This window comes from Jiangella muralis (assembly GCF_001270745.1).
GTDB lineage: Bacteria > Actinomycetota > Actinomycetes > Jiangellales > Jiangellaceae > Jiangella > Jiangella muralis.
The window spans coordinates 607,306-624,537 of sequence record NZ_KQ434751.1; the positions used below are offsets into that span (position 1 = coordinate 607,306).

Annotated in this window: 14 protein-coding genes; 2 read left to right on the forward strand and 12 right to left on the reverse strand. The window is 72.5% G+C overall.

Annotated elements, in window-relative coordinates:
- The first annotated feature begins 32 nt into the window (after positions 1-32).
- Positions 33-1,352: an FAD-binding oxidoreductase gene (locus ACW62_RS02720; protein WP_053202506.1), complete on the forward strand. Its 1,320-nt coding sequence runs from the start codon at positions 33-35 to the stop codon at positions 1,350-1,352.
- Here the strand turns inward: ACW62_RS02720 and ACW62_RS02725 are convergent.
- Genes ACW62_RS02725 through ACW62_RS33725 form a run of 3 tightly spaced genes read right to left on the reverse strand, consistent with a single transcriptional unit; the run spans position 1,340 to position 5,404 of the window.
- Positions 1,340-2,668: an amidohydrolase family protein gene (locus ACW62_RS02725; protein WP_053202507.1), complete on the reverse strand. Its 1,329-nt coding sequence runs from the start codon at positions 2,666-2,668 to the stop codon at positions 1,340-1,342. The genes ACW62_RS02720 and ACW62_RS02725 overlap by 13 nt on opposite strands.
- A gap of 8 nt (positions 2,669-2,676) precedes the next feature.
- Entirely contained in the window at positions 2,677-5,196 is a 2,520-nt protein-coding gene (locus ACW62_RS02730; RefSeq protein WP_053202508.1) for a CehA/McbA family metallohydrolase, read from the reverse strand.
- 4 nt (positions 5,197-5,200) lie between these two features.
- Positions 5,201-5,404: a hypothetical protein gene (locus ACW62_RS33725; RefSeq protein WP_157574308.1), complete on the reverse strand. Its 204-nt coding sequence runs from the start codon at positions 5,402-5,404 to the stop codon at positions 5,201-5,203.
- A 141-nt stretch (positions 5,405-5,545) separates the two neighbouring features.
- On the opposite strand from ACW62_RS33725, the gene ACW62_RS02735 reads away from it, so the two are divergent.
- Positions 5,546-7,633: a N,N-dimethylformamidase beta subunit family domain-containing protein gene (locus ACW62_RS02735; protein WP_053202509.1), complete on the forward strand. Its 2,088-nt coding sequence runs from the start codon at positions 5,546-5,548 to the stop codon at positions 7,631-7,633.
- Between the two features lie 4 nt (positions 7,634-7,637).
- Here ACW62_RS02735 and ACW62_RS02740 read toward each other — a convergent pair whose 3' ends face one another.
- Genes ACW62_RS02740 through ACW62_RS02780 form a run of 9 tightly spaced genes read right to left on the reverse strand, consistent with a single transcriptional unit; the run spans position 7,638 to position 17,178 of the window.
- On the reverse strand, positions 7,638-8,312 hold the full coding sequence (locus ACW62_RS02740; RefSeq protein WP_053202510.1) for a FadR/GntR family transcriptional regulator: 675 nt from the start codon (positions 8,310-8,312) through the stop codon (positions 7,638-7,640).
- Positions 8,309-9,439, reverse strand: a complete 1,131-nt coding sequence (locus ACW62_RS02745; RefSeq protein ID WP_083459076.1) for an adenosine deaminase — start codon at positions 9,437-9,439, stop codon at positions 8,309-8,311. Before ACW62_RS02745 ends, ACW62_RS02740 begins: the two co-directional genes overlap by 4 nt.
- On the reverse strand, positions 9,433-9,900 hold the full coding sequence (locus ACW62_RS02750; protein ID WP_053202511.1) for a ribose-5-phosphate isomerase: 468 nt from the start codon (positions 9,898-9,900) through the stop codon (positions 9,433-9,435). The genes ACW62_RS02745 and ACW62_RS02750 overlap by 7 nt, the downstream gene beginning before the upstream one ends.
- Positions 9,897-11,597 carry a dihydroxyacetone kinase family protein gene (locus tag ACW62_RS02755; protein ID WP_053202512.1) on the reverse strand — a complete coding sequence of 567 codons (1,701 nt, stop codon included), beginning with the start codon at positions 11,595-11,597 and terminating at the stop codon, positions 9,897-9,899. Before ACW62_RS02755 ends, ACW62_RS02750 begins: the two co-directional genes overlap by 4 nt.
- A complete protein-coding gene (locus tag ACW62_RS02760; RefSeq protein ID WP_053202513.1) occupies positions 11,594-12,559 on the reverse strand; it encodes a sugar phosphate isomerase/epimerase family protein in 966 nt (321 codons plus the stop codon). Before ACW62_RS02760 ends, ACW62_RS02755 begins: the two co-directional genes overlap by 4 nt.
- Positions 12,560-12,597: 38 nt before the next feature.
- Complete coding sequence (locus ACW62_RS02765; RefSeq protein WP_053202514.1) at positions 12,598-13,491, reverse strand: ABC transporter permease; 894 nt, start codon at positions 13,489-13,491, stop codon at positions 12,598-12,600.
- Positions 13,491-14,573, reverse strand: coding sequence for an ABC transporter permease (locus ACW62_RS02770; protein ID WP_053202515.1), 1,083 nt, complete (start codon positions 14,571-14,573; stop codon positions 13,491-13,493). The genes ACW62_RS02765 and ACW62_RS02770 overlap by 1 nt, the downstream gene beginning before the upstream one ends.
- Positions 14,573-16,120, reverse strand: a complete 1,548-nt coding sequence (locus ACW62_RS02775) for an ABC transporter ATP-binding protein (RefSeq protein WP_157574310.1) — start codon at positions 16,118-16,120, stop codon at positions 14,573-14,575. The genes ACW62_RS02770 and ACW62_RS02775 overlap by 1 nt, the downstream gene beginning before the upstream one ends.
- Positions 16,117-17,178: a BMP family lipoprotein gene (locus tag ACW62_RS02780; RefSeq protein WP_083459077.1), complete on the reverse strand. Its 1,062-nt coding sequence runs from the start codon at positions 17,176-17,178 to the stop codon at positions 16,117-16,119. Before ACW62_RS02780 ends, ACW62_RS02775 begins: the two co-directional genes overlap by 4 nt.
- Positions 17,179-17,232 lie beyond the last annotated feature (54 nt).

Here is a 17,232-nt window from a genome sequence, read left to right on the forward strand (position 1 = left end):
CAGTAAGGCCACGGCCTGCGAGACTTCGTCACATGGAGAGCCGGCTGGTGGCCCGCGGCGATGCGGGCTTCGAGAACCTCGTGCGCGACCTGGTGTGGAACGGGCGCAAGCCCACGGTGGTGCCGAAGATCATCGCCCGGCCGGCCGACGTGGCCGGCGTGGTCGAGGCGCTGGCCGTCGCCCGGCGCGACCAGCTGCCCGTCGGGGTGCGCTCCGGTGGGCACAACTGGCTCGGAGTCTGTCTACGGCAGGACGGCATGGTGATCGACCTGTCCGCCCTCCGGCAGGTCGAGATCGCCCCCGACCTGTCGACCGCCAGGCTCGGCCCCGGTGTCACCAACGACGTCCTGCATACGGCGGTCGAGGAGGCCGGCCGCGCGTTCCCCGTCGGCCACTGCCCGAGCGTCGGCGTCGGCGGCTACCTGCTCTCGGGCGGGTTCGGGTGGAACAGCGGCGAGTGGGGCATGGCCGGCGAACGCGTGCGGCGGGTCGAGGTCGTGACCGCGGCCGGGGAGGTTCTCGTCGTCGACGAGGACCACCATCCGGACCTGCTGTGGGCGGCCTGTGGGGCGGGCATGCTGTTCCCGGCGGTCGCCACCTCGTTCGAGGTCGAGCTGGCCACCCGGCCGCGGCACATCGAGTGGGCGACGCTGGTCTTCGGCCGCGACCAGACCCGCGCGGTGGCGGACTGGTTCTCGACGCGGCAGCGGCAGGCGCCGGCGAACGTCGAAGCGGCGTTGCGGGTCCACCGGGACGGACGCGACGGGGCGACGCGGCTCGAGGTGACGGCGGTGTCGTTCGCCGGGGACCGGGACCAGGCGAACCACGACCTGAGGCCGTGGACGGAGCCGGTCGGCCAGGTGTCGCCCCTCTCCGTCACGAGGACGGCGGGCGGCGTGCGCGACCTGTTCGCCGTCGAGGACGCGCTGCATCCCGTCGGCGCCCGCTACGCGACGGACAACGTCCAGTGCGACGAGCCGCTGCCGTCGCTGCTCGACCAGCTGGTCGTGGCGATGGACCGCGCCCCCAGCCACCTGTCGTTCATCGGCACCGGCGTGAATCCGGCCGGCTCGTCCACCGCCGAGGGCGCCTTCTCGGTGGCGATGTCCACGTTCGCCTACCCGGTCGCCATCTGGGAGAGCGCGGCCGGCGACGGGGCGAACGACGGATGGCTGCGGGAGACGATGCGACGCGTCCCGTCGGCGCGCACCAGCTACATCGCCGAGACCACGCCCGAACTGCACCCGGGCGGCGTCCGGGACTGCTTCTCGGCCGAGTCGTGGGAACGGCTGACGAGAGTCCGCCGGCAGTACGACCCGGCCGGGCTGCTGAACGTCGCCTACGTCGAGTAGGTCTGCATCGTGCGCCCGTGGCCCCGTTGCCGCAGCCGCTCGGCCCGCCCGCCCACCTCCCGCATGATCTCGGTCTCGTCGAGCGTGAGCAGGCGGCGCCGGCGCATCAGCACGCGCCCGTCGACGATGGTGGTGTCGACGTCGCCGGCGCGCGCGGCGTACACCAGGGCGGCGGAGACGTCGTGCACCGGCTGGACGTGGGTGCGGTCGAGCCGCAGCAGAATCACGTCGGCCAGGTAGCCGGGGAGCAGCCGGCCCAGTTCGTGCCCCTGGCCGAGGGCCTGCGCGCCCGCGCTCGTGGCCATCGCCAGCGCACTGTGCAGGGGCAGCGCACGGGCATCGTGCAGCTCGTGCTTCTGCAGCATGGCCGCCAGCCGCAGCTGTTCCAGGATGTCCAGCGTGTTGTTGCTGGCCGCCCCGTCGCTGCCCAGCCCCACCGGCACGCCCGCGGCGCGCATCGCCGTGACCGGGGCGATCCCCGAGGCCAGCTTCAGGAAGGTCTTCGGGCAGTGCGCCACGCCCGCGCCGCTCGCGGCCAGGAGCGCGATGTCGTCGGGGGTGGCGTGAGTGGCATGCGCGCAAAGCAACCGGCCGTCGGTCAGGCCGAGCCGCTGGAGCAGGCCGATGGGCGTGACGCCGTGAGCGGCCAGGCTCGCGTCCACCTGTGCCGCCGACTCCGAGACGTGGATGTGGCAGCCCAGGCCGAGCCGGTTCGCCTCGCGCGCGACCTCGCGCAGGAAGTCGGGCGGGCAGGTATACGGTGCGTGCGGACCGAGCCAGGCCTGAATGCGTCCGCCCGCCGCCCGGTGCCACCGTCCGGCGAAGGCTTCGGCGGCCGCCAGTTCGGCACGTGGATCGGCGCCGAACATGGTGGGCGCGAGGTGAGCGCGGATGCCGCCGGCCTCGGCCGCCTCGGCGATCACGTCCATCTCGATGTAGTGGTCGGCGACGGTGGTGACGCCGCCCGCGATCATCTCGGCGATGCCCAGGCGCGCACCCCAGGCGACGTCGTCGGGCGTGAGGTTCGTTTCCATCGACCAGACGTAGTCGTTGAACCACTCGTCGATCGGCACGTCCTCGGCGGACCCGCGGAACAGGGTCATCGCCGTGTGCGCGTGGGCGTTGATCAGCCCCGGCAGCGCGGCCATGCCGGTGCCGTCGATGATCTCGTCCGCCTCGTCCGACTGGACCCGGCCCGCGGGCTGGATGGCGGCGATGCGACCGCCCGTGATGGCGATGTCGTGCTCCGGCAGCACGCGCGTCGCGTCGTCGCCCGGATCGACCGCCGTGACGTTGCGGATGAGCAGGGTGTACATGGGCGGCCTCAGCTCTCTGCCAGGCGCAGCCGGGCCTGGACGGCGGCCCGCGCCTGATCGAACGGCTTCACCAGGAACGCGCGGTGATCGCCACCATGGTGGTGCATGGCCGCCTCGGCCGCGGCCGCGGCCGCACGGTGTTCGACGTAGGACCGGCCGCGTTCGATCAACGTCAGGATGTCCTCCAGGGCCCGGCGGTCCGTGACGGTGCGTTCTCCGCAGGCGACGTACACCGGCGACGTGTGCGCCATGATCGACCGCCGCCACACGTCTCGATGCAGCGTGAGGTGCTCCGGCCCGCTTCCGCCGACCCGCACGGCCAGCCACCCCGGCCGGTCGCAGCGCACGTTCTCGTCGAGCGACAGGTCGTGCACCCCGGCGTCGTTCTCCGAGGACGCGATGACCCGCCCGTTGTGCACCAGTTCCAGCCGGCACATGGGGAAGATGCCTCGCGCCGTGGCCCGGACGGACACCGTCCCGCCCTTCTCCGGGAGGCCGACGGTGTCGCCGATGCCCCGACCGTCGACGGACAGGCTCAGCAGCGGCCCGCTGCTCATGTAGCTGCGGCCGGCTCGCAGAGCCCGGTGCCAGGCGTCGTAGCCGAAGTCGTCGTCGTTCCCGAGGCGCACGTAGGTGCGCGACATCCCGATCGGGACCTCGTTCGTCATCTTGTCCGTGCCGCCGTTGACCGGCAGGCGGTAACCGGCATTGAGATAGCGGTAATAGTGCAGGAACATGAGCTCGGACCACAGGCCCAGCGACTCCACCGAGTCGACCCGATCGGTGGCGATCATCGCCGCCTGCTCCCCCAGCGGCAGCGGGAAGTGGGGAACGACGACGGTGCCGCCCTGGGCATGACAGCGGTCGGCCCAGTCCGACAACGTCGTGTCGAGCCCGCCACCGAGCTCGGCCTCCTCGGGGCCGTCGGTGGACCACGGCAGCACCGGCTCGGTCAGGCCCAGCAGGCTCAGGTGTCCGAGGAAGTGCTGACGGTTCTCCTGCGACGTGTAGAGGACGGTCTGCCCGTCGTCGCTCGTCACCGGGCGGCCGATGAAGTCCTCGGTGTTGGTGAACAGGTTGCCCCACTGGGACTGCAGCAGGTGCACCACCGAGACGCCCTCGGCGGCGGCCTCCTTCAGCCCGCCGAAGCTGGACACGAAGTGGACGTGCGTGTCGCCGCTGTACCAGCGGTCCTTGCCGAGGTCGTGGACGCGCTCGACCCGCAGGGTCAGCTCCCGGGTGTCGTCGCCGACCCGGACGAGCCGGTCCACGGGCTCGTACTCGAAGCCCTTCGCCACCCGCACGCGCACGTCGCCCCGCGGCAGCCAGCCTTCGCACCGGCCGTCGGTGTAGGCGTAGGTGGTGCGGCCCAGGCGCACGTCGGCGCCGACGTCGAGGTGCCAGCTCGATCGATCGCCGTTCACGTGGTGGTGATGGCCGTGCGGCTGATACGGGACGCCGTCGGGCGAGGTGAAGTTCACCCGGCAGGCGACCGGCTCTCCGGTGGCATCGTCCACGATCGTGGTGCGGACCCAGTTGCGGCCCAGCTCGGTCACCCGCAGCGAGCCCGGCCGTCCGGACGCGCGCCCGGCCAGCTCCGCCCAGCGGGCCTGCTCGATCGTCTCGCCGTTCGCCTCCAGCCGCAGCGTGCCCGACCCGGTCGAGGACACCCGCGCGTAGACGGCGGTCACCTCGGCGTCCGGGGCATCGCCCCAGGCGGCGAGCGGGTCGCCGGCGGCCGGCTGGCGCAGCAGCGGGGTCGTGTACGTGACGGTGCCGCGGTCCACCGTGATCTCCAGATCCGAGCCGTCGCCGGTGTAGCCGGGTGGCACCTCGGCCGTCACCGCCCGGGCCGGCTCCGGCAGCAGCGGATGCTCGTCGACGAACCCGAGACAGATCCCGCCGACCTCGACGACCGCCTCGGCCGGTTCGAGGTCGATGCGGACGACGTCGTGCTCGGGCCGAGGGTTGGTCCACGACCACAGGAACCAGCGCGGCCGCGTCTCGACGCCCTGCAGCCGGAAGCTCGGTCCGCCCGGCCGATCCGACCAGCGGCCGCCCGCCACCACCCCGGTCAGCTGGGCGCCGGCGTCGGCGAAGTGGCCGACGTCGCGATCGGGCCGGCCGTCCTGCTCGTCGGGCACCGCCAGGCTCGGCTGCATCCCCCACCCCAGCGACGGGAGGTCGGTCTCGAAGCCGTCCCTGATCGGCACCCGCACCGACTCGCCGTCGGAGAAGCCGAAGCGGTAGACGGCGCTGACCCGGTTCAGTGCGGTGAAGCCGGGGCTCGCGTCGCCACGGGTCCGGTGCGCGAACGTGACGGTCCTGACCCTGGCCGCCGTCTCCAGCGCGACGGTCCGCGTCTCCCCCGGCTCCAGGCGTACGACGCGCGGGCGGCCGCCGTCCTCCGGGGCCCGGAACGGCAACCCACGGGCCAGGACCTCGCCCCGCCAGGCGGCGGCGTACGGCAGCTCGACGTCGTCATCGGCGTTGGCCTGCGACGTGAGGTCGACTGGCTGGTAGTCCATCCGATCACCGTTCTCGAGTCACTTCAGGTGTGAAGACCTCGCCCCGCGCCCGGGTCGCCGGAACGATCAGGTGACGTTCCGCCGTCGCACGTGCCGTCTTGGTCACCTGATCGCCCTCCGTCCGCATCGTGGCGCCGATCAGGTGACGCAGCGGCGATCGGCCGGCGAGCGCAACGGGCGACAGGGCCCACGGTTGATCATCAACCATGTGGGCTGCTATCACGACACAGAAGGTTGATGATCATGGAACCGGCGCCACCTTCCGGCGAGCTCGACGTACGCCAATTGGTATTACCGGTATAGCCTATCGTTCCGAGGATGGCACGCCAAGACGACGATCGGAGTGAGTGTGGGCTACGACATCATCGGCTACGCGCCGAAGTGGCACGCGAGGCCCGGTGACAAGGTCCCGATCCACGTCTCGAGCCGGCACCCGGAGTTCTGGGTCCACCTGCTGCGCGTCACCGACTTCGTCGACGGCCCGGAGGCGTGGGCGAACTGCGCCGTCGAAGAGCCCGCGGCCGGTCCGTTCACCGGCGTCGACGTCCCTCTGGTGACCGGTTCCTACCTGCACGCCCGCGACTGCCGGGCCGACGTGACGGACGTCAGCGTCGAGGTGACGTTGTGGACCCGCGCCGCGCAGGCCGAGCCGTCGACGGTCATCCAGTACGCCGGGGACCGGGGCCCGCTGTCGCTCGACCTCCACCCGGACGGCGCCCTCGTGCTGCGCCGGGGCGACGAGTACCCGACCGGCCTGGAGCTGCGGCCGCGCCGGTGGACGCGGGTCGCGCTCGCCGTCGGAGCGGACGGAGTCACCGTGACGGCGGACGGCCACCAGACGTTCGTGCGCCTGGACGGGCCCGGCCGCCTGCGGGACCTGCTGATCGGCGGGGAGCTGGACGCGACGTCGCCGAGCGGGGCCCGCGGGCGCCTCGACGCCAAGATCGAGGCTCCCACGCTGCGGGCGCCGGACGGCGCCGTCCTCACCTCGTGGGATCTCGGCCGGCTCCCCTACCGCAACGACGTGCCCGACAGCCACGGGATCTTCGCCGGCTCCGGCCTGGTCAACGAGCCCACGCGCGCGGTGACGGGCTCTACCTGGCGGGGCCGGCAGCTCGCCTTCGAGGACGCCCCGGCCGAGTACGCCGCCGCCTACCTGCACCGCGACGACCTCGGCGACGCCGGGTGGCCGGTCGGTGTCGAGCTGGAGCTCCCCGCCGGCGCCCGGTCCGGTGTCCTCTGCGCGGTGCTCTCCGTCGACGAGGTGCCACGCTTCGACGACCCGAGCCGCTTCTTCCCCGTCTCGCTGTTCGTCGCCCCGCCCCGCGACGCGACGCCGCCCGACGTCACCCTGGTGTTGCCGACGTTCAGCTACCGCTCGTACGCCAACAACGCGTACTGGGAGGACGCCCCGGCCGGCATCTACACCACGAAGGGCGAGACGTCGTCGAAGCACGTCTACGACTACCTCGCCGAGACCGGCATGAAGTCGCTGTACGGCAGCCACCCGGACGGGTCCGGCGTGCACCTCGCCTCGCTGCGACGGCCGCAGGCGACCATGCGGCCCGATTGGCTCTACCAGCTGGTCGGTCGCCCCCACCAGCTGTCGGCCGACCTGTCCATCGTCGGCTGGCTGTCGCGCTCGGGGCTCGACTGGGCGATCACGACCGACGAGTTCCTCGACGCCGACGGTGTCGCCGCCCTGGCCGGCTCGCCGACGGTGCTGACCGGAAGTCATCCGGAGTACTCCACGGAGAACCTGCTCAACGCCTACGACGACCACCTTGCCGCCGGTGGGAACCTCATGTATCTCGGCGGGAACGGGTTCATCCTGCGCGTCGACGTGCCCGCCGACCGGCCGTGGATCCAGGAGCTCCGGCGCGGCAACCACGACTGCACCATGTGGACCGACGAGCCCGGCGAGACGCGGCATCAGGTCTCGGGTCGTCAAGGCGGGATGTGGCGGTACGCCGGACGCCCGCCGAACCTGCTCACCGGGCTCGGCTACAGCGCGGTCGGGTTCTCCCGCGACACCGCCTACGTCGCCCCGGCCGACCTGGACCTCGACGCGCTCCCCCGGCAACTGGCCAAGGTCATGGGCGAGATCGGCGGCGACCCGTTCGGCGTCTGCGGCTTCGAGATCGACTGCCACGACGTGACCCTCGGGTCCGACGCGAGCTGCGTCGTCCTCGGGCGCGCGGTCGACATCCCGCCCGAGTACCGGCCAGTCACCGACTACCTGAGCCTCGACGACGACCCGGTGCGGGCGGTCGCCGACGCGGTCCGCGGCGACGTGGTGTGGCGCCGCACGGGCGCCGGTGGCCAGGTCTTCGCCGTCGGCTCGATCTCGTGGACGCGACACCTCTCGGCCGAGGGCGACCCGGGGCGGTGCCGGGAGATCCTGGACGCGGCGCTGGCCGGCATGACGAGTCCGTGACGCGCTACTGGAGCAGGTCGCGCAGGAACTGCCGGTTGTCCTCGTAGAGCAGCCGCGACGCGTCGACGGCCGCGTCCAGGTCGCCGTCGATGACCGAGTCCGCCAGCCGCTGATGCAGGTCGAGGATGTCCTGGCTCATGGTCCGCCCGTGCGGCGAGATCCGGATGGTCTCCACCACCTGCTGGTCGATGCTCTGCCAGATGGACGCGAGCAGGCTGCTGCCGGACGCCTGCACGATCGCGGCGTGCAGGGCGCGATCGGGCTCGACGGTGTCCTCCCGCCCGCGCACCGCCTCCCGCAGCCGTTCGGCGGCCGCACGTATCCCGTCGAAGGCGGGCGCCTCCCCCTTCAGCGCCAGCTCGATGGCGCCCACCTCGAGGACCTCGCGCACGTTGACGACGTCCTGGAGCTTGAGACCGCCGCTGGCGATGTGCTCGGCCGGCGCGGCGGTGACGAAGGCGCCGCGGCCCATCTGGATGTCCAGGATGTCCATCGCGCTGACCGTCGAGAGCGCCTCCCGGATCACCGGACGGGAGACGCCGAACTCGGTGGCGAGCTGGCGTTCGCTGGGGATCTTCTTCCCGATGGGGTAACTGCCGTCCTTGATGCGATCGACCAGGGCCCGCGCGATCCGGCTGGCCTGTGAGTCGCGTCGCTGACCAACGCTGGGATCGATCATGGCGCCTCCGGATGCGCGAACTGGGTGTCGGCTGGTTGGCCAGTCTGACCACTGGAGTCACCAGTATGCCGTCCATAGCCGTGCCGAATGGCGGCCTCGAGCTCGGCGCGTTCGTCCGGGTTCACGAACGCGCCGGCCAACGCGTTGAGCTGAAAGCGTTCGAGATCCGCCGGTCCGTACCCGAACGCGGCGCACAGCAGGGCGATCTCGCGACTCAAGGTGGTCTGGCTGATCAGGCGATTGTCGGTGTTGACGGTGACGGCGAAGCCGAGACGGTACAGCAGGTCGAACGGATGGTCGGTCATGCTCGCGCCGGCCGCGGTCACGGCGCCGGTCTGCAGGTTCGACGTCGGGCTCAGCTCGAGGACCACGCCGCGGTCGCGGACCCACCGCGCCACCGGTCCCAGCCGCGTCCCCGCGTCCGTCGTGGCGATGTCCTCGGCGATGCGCACGCCGTGTCCGAGCCGGTGCGCGCGGCCGTCCACGATCGCCGAGCGGATGCTGCCGACCCCGTCGGCCTCGCCGGCGTGGACCGTCACCGGGAACAGCTCGCCGGCCAGCAGGTCGAACGCCTCGCGATGATCGCTCGGCGGGAAGCCCGCCTCGGGCCCGGCGATGTCGAACCCGACGACGCCACGGTCGCGCCAGCGCAGCGCGAGCCGGGCGACTTCGGCCGAGTTCGGGCCGTTGCGCATCGCCGTGATGAGCTGGCGGACGACGATCCGGTGACCACGCGCCGCGGCCATCGCCCGTCCGGTCTCGAGCCCCGCCTGAACCGCCTCGACCGCGTCGTCGAGCGTCAGCCCCTTCGTGAGCTTGTTCTCCGGCGCCCACCGGACCTCGCCGTAGATCACCCCGTCGGCCGCGAGGTCCAGCACGTACTCACCGGCGACCCTCGACAGCACGTCGGCGGTCTGCATGATGGCGTCGGACATCCAGAACGACTCCAGGAACGTCACCAGGGAGCCGCTGTGCGCGACGCCCTGGAACCAGTCGCTCAGCGACTCGACGTCGCCGGCCGGGAGGTCCAGTCCGAGCGTCTGGCCGACCTCCAGGATGGTGGACGCCCGGAGCCCGCCCTCCAGGTGGTCGTGCAGCGAGACCTTGGGCAGGTCGGGCCTCAGCATGACGTCTCCTCGTAGGACGTGATCGCGTCGATCTTCGCGGCGGACGGCGAGTTCGGGTCGAAGTCGTGCCGCAGCCACTCCTGCACGAGCGCACGCGCGACCTCGATCCCGATCACCCTCTCACCCAGCGTGAGCACCTGTGCGTTGTTGCTGAGAACGGCGCGCTGGACCGAGTAGACGTCGTGGGCGGTGACCGCGCGGATGCCCGGGACCTTGTTCGCCGCGATGGCCACGCCCAGCCCCGTCCCGCACACCAGCAGGCCGCGGTCGGCCGCGCCCGAGGCGATCAGGCGGGCGGCGGCGACGGCCACGTGCGGGTAGGCGGTGTGCCCGTCCTCGCCCACGCCCACGTCGATGACGGACTCGACGCGCGGATGGCGCTCCAGGTCCGCCGCGAGCGCGGTCTTGTGGCCGAGCCCCGCGTCGTCCGAACCGACGACGATACGAAGTCTGCTGGTCATCGTGCCGGCCTCTCCGTGAGGTGCTGAGTGATCGCCGCGGCGAGGAGCGCGAACGAGGTGGCGCCAGGGTCGGGATGGCCGAGACTCTTCTCGGCCAGCGGCCGGGCCCGGCCCAGCCGGGGCCGCAGGCCGGCGGTCGCCGCCGCGGCCTCCCGGGCGGCGGCCGCGGCTTGTCGCCAGGCGCCGGTGCCGGTCAGCACCGCGACGAACGGCTCCATCGCGTCCACCATCGTCTTGTCGCCGGCCCGCGCGCCGCCCAGCTCCGAGATGGCGGCGAGGGCGGCGGTGACGGCGTCCGTCCCGGTGCCGGTGTCCAGGGTTCCGGCCGCGTTGACGACGAGGCCGGCCGCCTCCAGCCCCGCACCCCACAGCGCGCCGGAGGTGCCGGCGCCGTGCTCGGCCCAGGCCCGGCCGGCCGCGACCAGCACGGCGTCCGCCGCCTGGTCTCCTCCGGCCGCCGCCGTCGCGGCGGCGAGCGCGGCTCGCGCGCCCCGGACCATGCCGGACCCGTGGTCACCGTCCCCGGCGACCGCGTCGAGGCGGGCCAGGGCGGACTCGTGCTCCTCCAGGGTCGAGCAGACCACCGCGAGCGCGGCCACCACGTCGTCGGCGGCGGCCATCAGTTCGGGGGTCGGCGGCCGCGGGAGGCGGACGGTGGCATCGCTCCACCGCCCGACGTCCGGGACGGCGTCGCCGGCCGCGGCCCGCTCCGTCTTCACGAACGCCGGGCTCGCCGCGGGAGCCCGCCACAGCCGCTCCAGCTCGTCGTCCAGCCAGCACACCGTGAGCGAGACGCCGCCCATGTCGAGGCTGGTGACCAGCTCGCCGACCTCGGGCTCGACGACCTCGATCCCGCGCTCGGACAGCAGCCCGGCCACGTCCTTGAACAGCACGAACAGCTCCTCGTACGTCACCGTGCCGAGCCCGTTGACGACCACGGCGAGCCGCGCGCCGTCGCCGGCCCGCTCGGCGAGCAGGGCGTCGACCAGCAGCGCGGCGATCTCGCGCGACGAGGCCAGCGGCCGGTCCTCGATCCCGGGCTCACCATGGATCCCGAGGCCGACGGACATGACGCCGGCGGGCACCTCGAACAGCGGCTGGCCGGCGCCGGGCAGCGTGCACCCGGAGATCGCGACCCCGAGCGTCCGGGTGCGCTCGTTGGCCTTCCGCGCGACCCGCTCGACGGAGTCGAGATCGGCGCCGGTCTCCGCGGCGGCGCCCGCGATCTTGACCACGACGAAGTCACCGGCGATGCCGCGGCGGCGCTCCCGCTCCGCGGCCGGTGCGCTGGCGACGTCGTCGGTCACCAGGACGGTGCGGACGTCGTGGCCCTCCGCGCGCAGCCGCCGCTGGGCGATGCCGAAGTGGAGGACGTCACCCGCGTAGTTCCCGTACACGAGCAGGACGCCCGCTCCGGCGTCGACGGCGTGGCAGACCCGGTAGGCCTGCGCGGCGGACGGCGAGGTGAAGACCTGGCCGCACACCGCCCCGGCGGCGAGGCCGGGGCCGACCAGTCCGGCGAACGCCGGGTAGTGGCCCGAGCCGCCGCCCAGGACGACGCCCACGTGGCCGGCCGGCCGCGCCGCCACCCGGACCACGCCGCCGTCGACCCGGCGCACGTCGCGGCCGTAGGCGAGCGTCAGCCCTTCGAGCGCCTCGTCGACGAACGTCCCGGCGCCGTTGTGGATGGCGGTCATCGAGGTGCCTCCTCGCTCAGCGACGTCAGCAGGTCGCGAAGGTAGCGCCGGTTGGTGGCGCTCACCGAGAGGCCGTCCCCGCCGTAGTGCTCGCAGGTGATGACCCCGGCGTAGCCACAGTCGAGCGCGGTGCGCAGGGCGTCGCGGTAGTCGATGACGCCCAGTTCCATCGAGGTGGGCGCGGTGAGGACGGCGCCGCTGCCCGGGTCCTCCAGGCGGAGGTAGTTCTTGACGTGCCAGTAGTTCGACCACGGCAGGACCGCGGCCAGCACGTCCCCCGGCGGCTCCGCCGGCCGGTGCAGCCGGATCAGGTTGCCGGTGTCGGGGTTGAGGCCGACGTCGTCCCGGCCGATCTCCTCGACCAGGCGGATGGCGCTCTCGGCGGTGCCCAGGAAGGTGTCCTCGTACATCTCGAGGGTCAGCAGCAGTCCGAGCGACGCCGCGTGCTCACCGAGCTCGCGCAGCCGGGTGACCGCGAGCGCCCGCAGCTCGCGGTCGTCCGGGTCGTTCGCCAGGTGGTCGCGGGTCCAGAACCACCACGCGGCCGCCTGCTCACTCGTCAGCGGCTCGTGCAGTCCCACTGAGACGACCCGGGCGCCGAGCGCTGCGGCCGCGTCGATGGCGCGGTGGCTGTAGGCGAGGTTCTCGTCGCCGTGCCGGGGATCGATGACGCTGGCCCGGATCAACGCGACCGCCGCGACCGTGAGGTCGTTCTCCCGGCACGCCGCGGCCAGGTCGGCCAGCTCCGCGTCGTCCAGGTCGCCGGCCCGCAGCCACGTGTCGGTGATCTCGACGTGGTCGAAGCCGGCGGCCGCCAGCTCGCCGAGCCGGGCCGCCCATTCGGCGCGGCCGCCGGACCGCGCCGGCCTCCCCCGGCGATCGACCGCGGGGAAGGGCAGCGTGCCGGCCGCGATCGGCCAGGTCCCGGAGTCGAGATCGGCCGCTCGGTGGGTCTGTCGCACTCGCGAGATGGTGGTCAACGTGCGATCACCTGCTTCGGTCAGGCCGCCGCGAGCGACCGGCGGCGCAGCGACCGCAGTCCTGCGACGCCCAGCGCGATCACGGTGACGACGTACGGGAAGGCGGCCAGGGGGTCGGTCGGGATGGTGGTGCGGACCTGCAGCAGCGTGCTCAGCGCCTGGCACGCGCCGAACGCGGTCGCCGCGATGATCGTGCCGACCGGATGCCGCAGGCCCAGGTAGACCGCGGCCAGCGCGATGAAGCCGCGGCCCTGCGTCATGTCGCGGACGAACGTGTGCGTGGTGGCCAGCGAGAGCTGCGCGCCGGCGATGCCCGCGAAGACCCCGGAGAGGCTCATGGCCAGCCACTTCACCCGCGTCGGGGAGATGCCCGCCTCGACGACGGCCGGTGCGTTGCCGCCCACCGCCCTGATCCAGATCCCCGGCTTGGAGTGGAAGTAGAGGTAGACGAAGACCGGGGCGAGCAGGATCGTGGCCCACGTGATCGGCGACTGGTCCGCCAGCGCATTGAGGACCGGAACGTCGTCGAGGAACGACAGGTTCACCGTGGGCAGCGGATCGGACGCGAGATCGTCGGCGCCCTGGCCCTTGCTCTTGTTGATGGCGAAGAGCAACGTCACCGTGCCGCCGGCGGCGAGCAGGTTGACGGCGATGCCCGCCAGCACGAAATCGGCGCCCAGCGACAGGTGCGACCACGCCAGCACCAGCGCGAGCGCGAGCCCCGCCGCGGCCGCCACCGCGAGCCCTCCCCACGGCCCGAATACGGTGGTGGACACCGCCGCGCCGGCGAAGGCGCCACCGAGCATCATGCCCTCGATGCCGATGTTGTCCACTCCGGCCCGGACGGTCAGGAGACAGCCGAGCGCGGCCAGGACCAGGGGCGTCGCCAACTCGAGAACGCTTGCCAGGTACATCAGCGGGTCACCTCCATGACGTCGCCCTGCGCTGTCCCGGGTTGCTCCGTGGCGGGCGCGGCCACCGCCGGGGTGCGGCTGCGTGCGTCCCGCCGCCGGAGGAGGGCGGCCAGGCCGATGATGAGCACGCCCTGGAGGACCACGACGACGTCCCGGGGAACGTTGCCGGTGATCTGGATGATCTCTCCGCCCGTGCGCAGGTACCCGTACGCCAGCGCGGTCAGGGGCACCAGGCCGGGGCGGTTGACCGCCAGCAGGGCGACGAGGATGCCTTCGAAGCCGATGCCGGCGCCCATGCCGACGATGAGGCGATGCGTGCCGCCGAAGGCGATGGCGGCGCCGGTCAGGCCGGCGACCGCACCGGACACCACGAAGGCGACGCAGATGAGGCGGCGCACGGGATAGCCGTTGGCGCGGGCGAACGGCCGGCTGTCGCCCACCATCCGCAGCCGGAAGCCGAGGCGGGACCGGTTGAGCAGGAGGCTCACGCCAACGCAGCTCAGGATCGCGAACACCAGCGAACTGGGGATGGTGCCCCAGCTGGGTAGCCAGGTCCCCTGGTCGAAGTAGTCCGAGACCGGGAAGCCGGCCCCGTCCGGGAGCAGCGCCTCCTTGATCACGAAGGCGAACGCGAAGGTCGCCACGAAGTTGAGCATCAGGGTGGTGACGATCTCGTCGGCGTTCAGGTAGGCCTTCATCAGCCCGGGCAGGAGCGCCCAGGCAGCACCGCCGGCCACGGCCGCGAGCACCGCGAGCGGCAGCGCGAAGCCGCTGGGCCCCAGCGCCAGGGCCACGCCACCGGCCGCCAGCGCGGCGACGAAGACCTGGCCCTCGGCGCCGATGGAGAACATGCCGACGCGGAAGACCAGGCAGACGCTCGCACCGACGAACATGAGGTAGCTGGAGTACGACAGCCATTGCGCCATGCGCCCGTCGCTGGACACCGCGCCGGTGAGCAGGCCGTCCACGGACGCCGGCACGTTGTCGCTGGTCAAGGCCAGCAGGGCCAGAACCAGTAGGCCGGCGCCGACGACGCCGGCCGCGAGGCGCGCGGCGAACCGCCAGTCGAGGACCGTGCTCATCAGGCCGCCTCGGCGAGTCTCGCACCGAGCATGAGCGCGCCGAGGACCTTGGCGTCGACGTCGTCACCGTTGGGCACGTCGGCGACGACCTCGCCCTCCCGGAAGACCACGATGCGGTTGACCACCGCCAGCACCTCGTCCAGATCGCTGGACTGGAGGACCACCGCCGCTCCGGCGTCGGCCGCCGCGGCGAGACGGGAGTGAACGCTCGCGATGGCGGCGACGTCCAGGCCGCGGGTCGGCTCGCACACGACCACGACCCGAGGGGAGGTCGACAGCTCGCGCGCCAGCACCACCTTCTGGACGTTGCCGCCGGAGAGGCTGCCGACCGGTTGCAGCTCGTCCCGGCAGCGCACGTCGAACTGCTCGATCAGCTCCCGCGCGTGCCGGCGCACCGCCTGTCGCCGCATGAACCGGAACCTGGTGAAGCGCGGGTCGCCGAGCCGGTTGGCCACCAGGTTCTCGGCGATGCTGAGGTGCTTAGCGACCCCCGCACTGAGCCGGTCCTCGGGCACGAACGCCACGTCGGATGCCATGGCCCTGGCCCGCCCCCAGCGACGCTGGCGCGCACCGAAGAGACTGAGCTCGCCGCCGGCCGGCGGGCGGACCCCGGCCAGCACCTCGCACAGGAGCTGATGCCCGTGCCCGTCGATGCCGACCACGCCGGTGATCTCGCCGGACCGGAGCTCGAGACTGACGCCACGCAACGAGGACGACGTCGGGTGGACGGCGGACAGGTCCCGCACCGCCATCGCGACCCCGAGCGGGACGCGCTCGGTGCGGCTCAGCGCGACGGTGGAGGAGCCGACCATGTCGGCGACCAGCTCGGCCTGGGTGACGGTTCCGACCCGGTGCTCGGCCACGACGGCCCCGTGCCGGATGACCGTCACGTCGTCGGCCAGCAGTTCGACCTCGTCCAGTTTGTGGGTGATGAACAGCACCGACACACCGGTGCGCTGCAGCCGCTTGACGGCGTCGAACAGGCCCTCGCGCTCCTGCGGCGCCAGCAGCGCGGTCGGCTCGTCGAGGATCAGGATCTGCGCGCCCCGGTAGAGCGCCTTGAGGATCTCGACCCGCTGCTGCTGCGACACCGTCAGGGCCGACACCCGCCGCTCGAGCGGGATCTCCACCTGGAGCTCGCGGCACAGGTCCTCGACCTTCGCTCGCGCGACGTCCCGGTCCACGACCCCCCAGGAGGTCTGCTCGGCGCCCAGCGAGATGTTGTCGAGCGCGGAGAGCTCGGGAACCAGGCCGAAGTGCTGGAACACCATGCCGATGCCCGCGGCGATCGCGTCCTTCGGCGCCGCGAACGTCCTGGGCTCGCCGTGGATGCGGATCTCACCGGAGTCCGGCGTGAGCACCCCGAAGAGGATGTTCATCAGCGTCGACTTGCCCGCGCCGTTCTCGCCGAGGATGGCGTGCACGCTGCCCCGGCGCAGCGACAGCGACACCGATCGGTTGGCGTGCACCGGCCCGAAATGCTTGTCGACGTCCCGGAGCTCCAGCACGACCGGGGCCTGCGCGCGCATATCGTCCGGCCGGGTCACGACGGGGTCAGCTCCTCGTCGTACACGCCTGCCTCGAGCTCCGCGACGAGCTCCCTGATCCGCTCCTGGATCTCCGGCGGGACCACGGCGGTGTACAACGGGGTCTCCACCAGGGAGACGGTCCCGTCCTCGACCCCGTAGACGCCGGCGGTGCCGCCCTCGAGGGTGTCCTCGTGCCAGGCGATGACGGCCCGCTCGAGTGAGGTGCCGACCTCGACCACCGCGGCGGTCAGGACGGTGTCGACGCCGCCGACCTTCGGGTCGACGACCTGTTGCTTGTCGTCCCCGATGGCCCAGAGGTCGTGTGCGGCGGCGGCCTCGAAGATGCCCTTGTCGCTGCCTCCGGCCGCGGCCACGAGCACGTCGGCACCCTGACTGATCATGTCCTCGGCCACCGCCTTGCCCTTGACCGGGTCGGTGAACGAGGCGACATAGGCCGTCAGCACCTCGACGTCGGGCGCCACCGTCGCGGCACCGACCTCGAAACCCTGGAAGTACTCGGCGATCACCGGGATCTCCTGCCCGCCGACCATGCCGATCGTCGGGGCGCCCGACGGGTCGACCTTGTCGATCCCGGGCGTCGAGGCCATCAGGGCGGCCAGCGCCCCGCCGAGGAATCCCACCTGCGTCGAGTGGTAGGTGATCGAGTAGACGTTCTCGCAGGCGCACGCGTCGTAGTCGACGGACGCGTCGAAGATGACGAACGTCTTGTCCGGGTTGGCCTCGGCGGCCGCCTGGACCATGTCGGCCATCGCGAAGCTGCCGGTGACGATGAGACCCGCGTCTCCCGCGACGAGGTCGTCGAGCGCGGGCTGCCACTTCGTCGGGTCCGTGCCCGCCTCGACCACCTGCGCTTCGATGCCCGCCTCGTCGGCCGCCGACTCGATGCCGGCCTTCGCGCTGTCGAGGAAGCCCCCGTCACCGGTGGTTCCCGGCAGCAGCAGGGCGACGTCGGCGCCGCCGCCGGAACCGGCGGACGTCTCACTGCCACACCCCGCGGCGGTAAGCAGACAGGCAGTAGCGACCAGACCGGCCACCACTTTGTGAATGGGTCTCATCGAACCTCTCCTCGTGCCACTCGTGACAGGCGGCGGCCCTACTGAGAGCTGCCT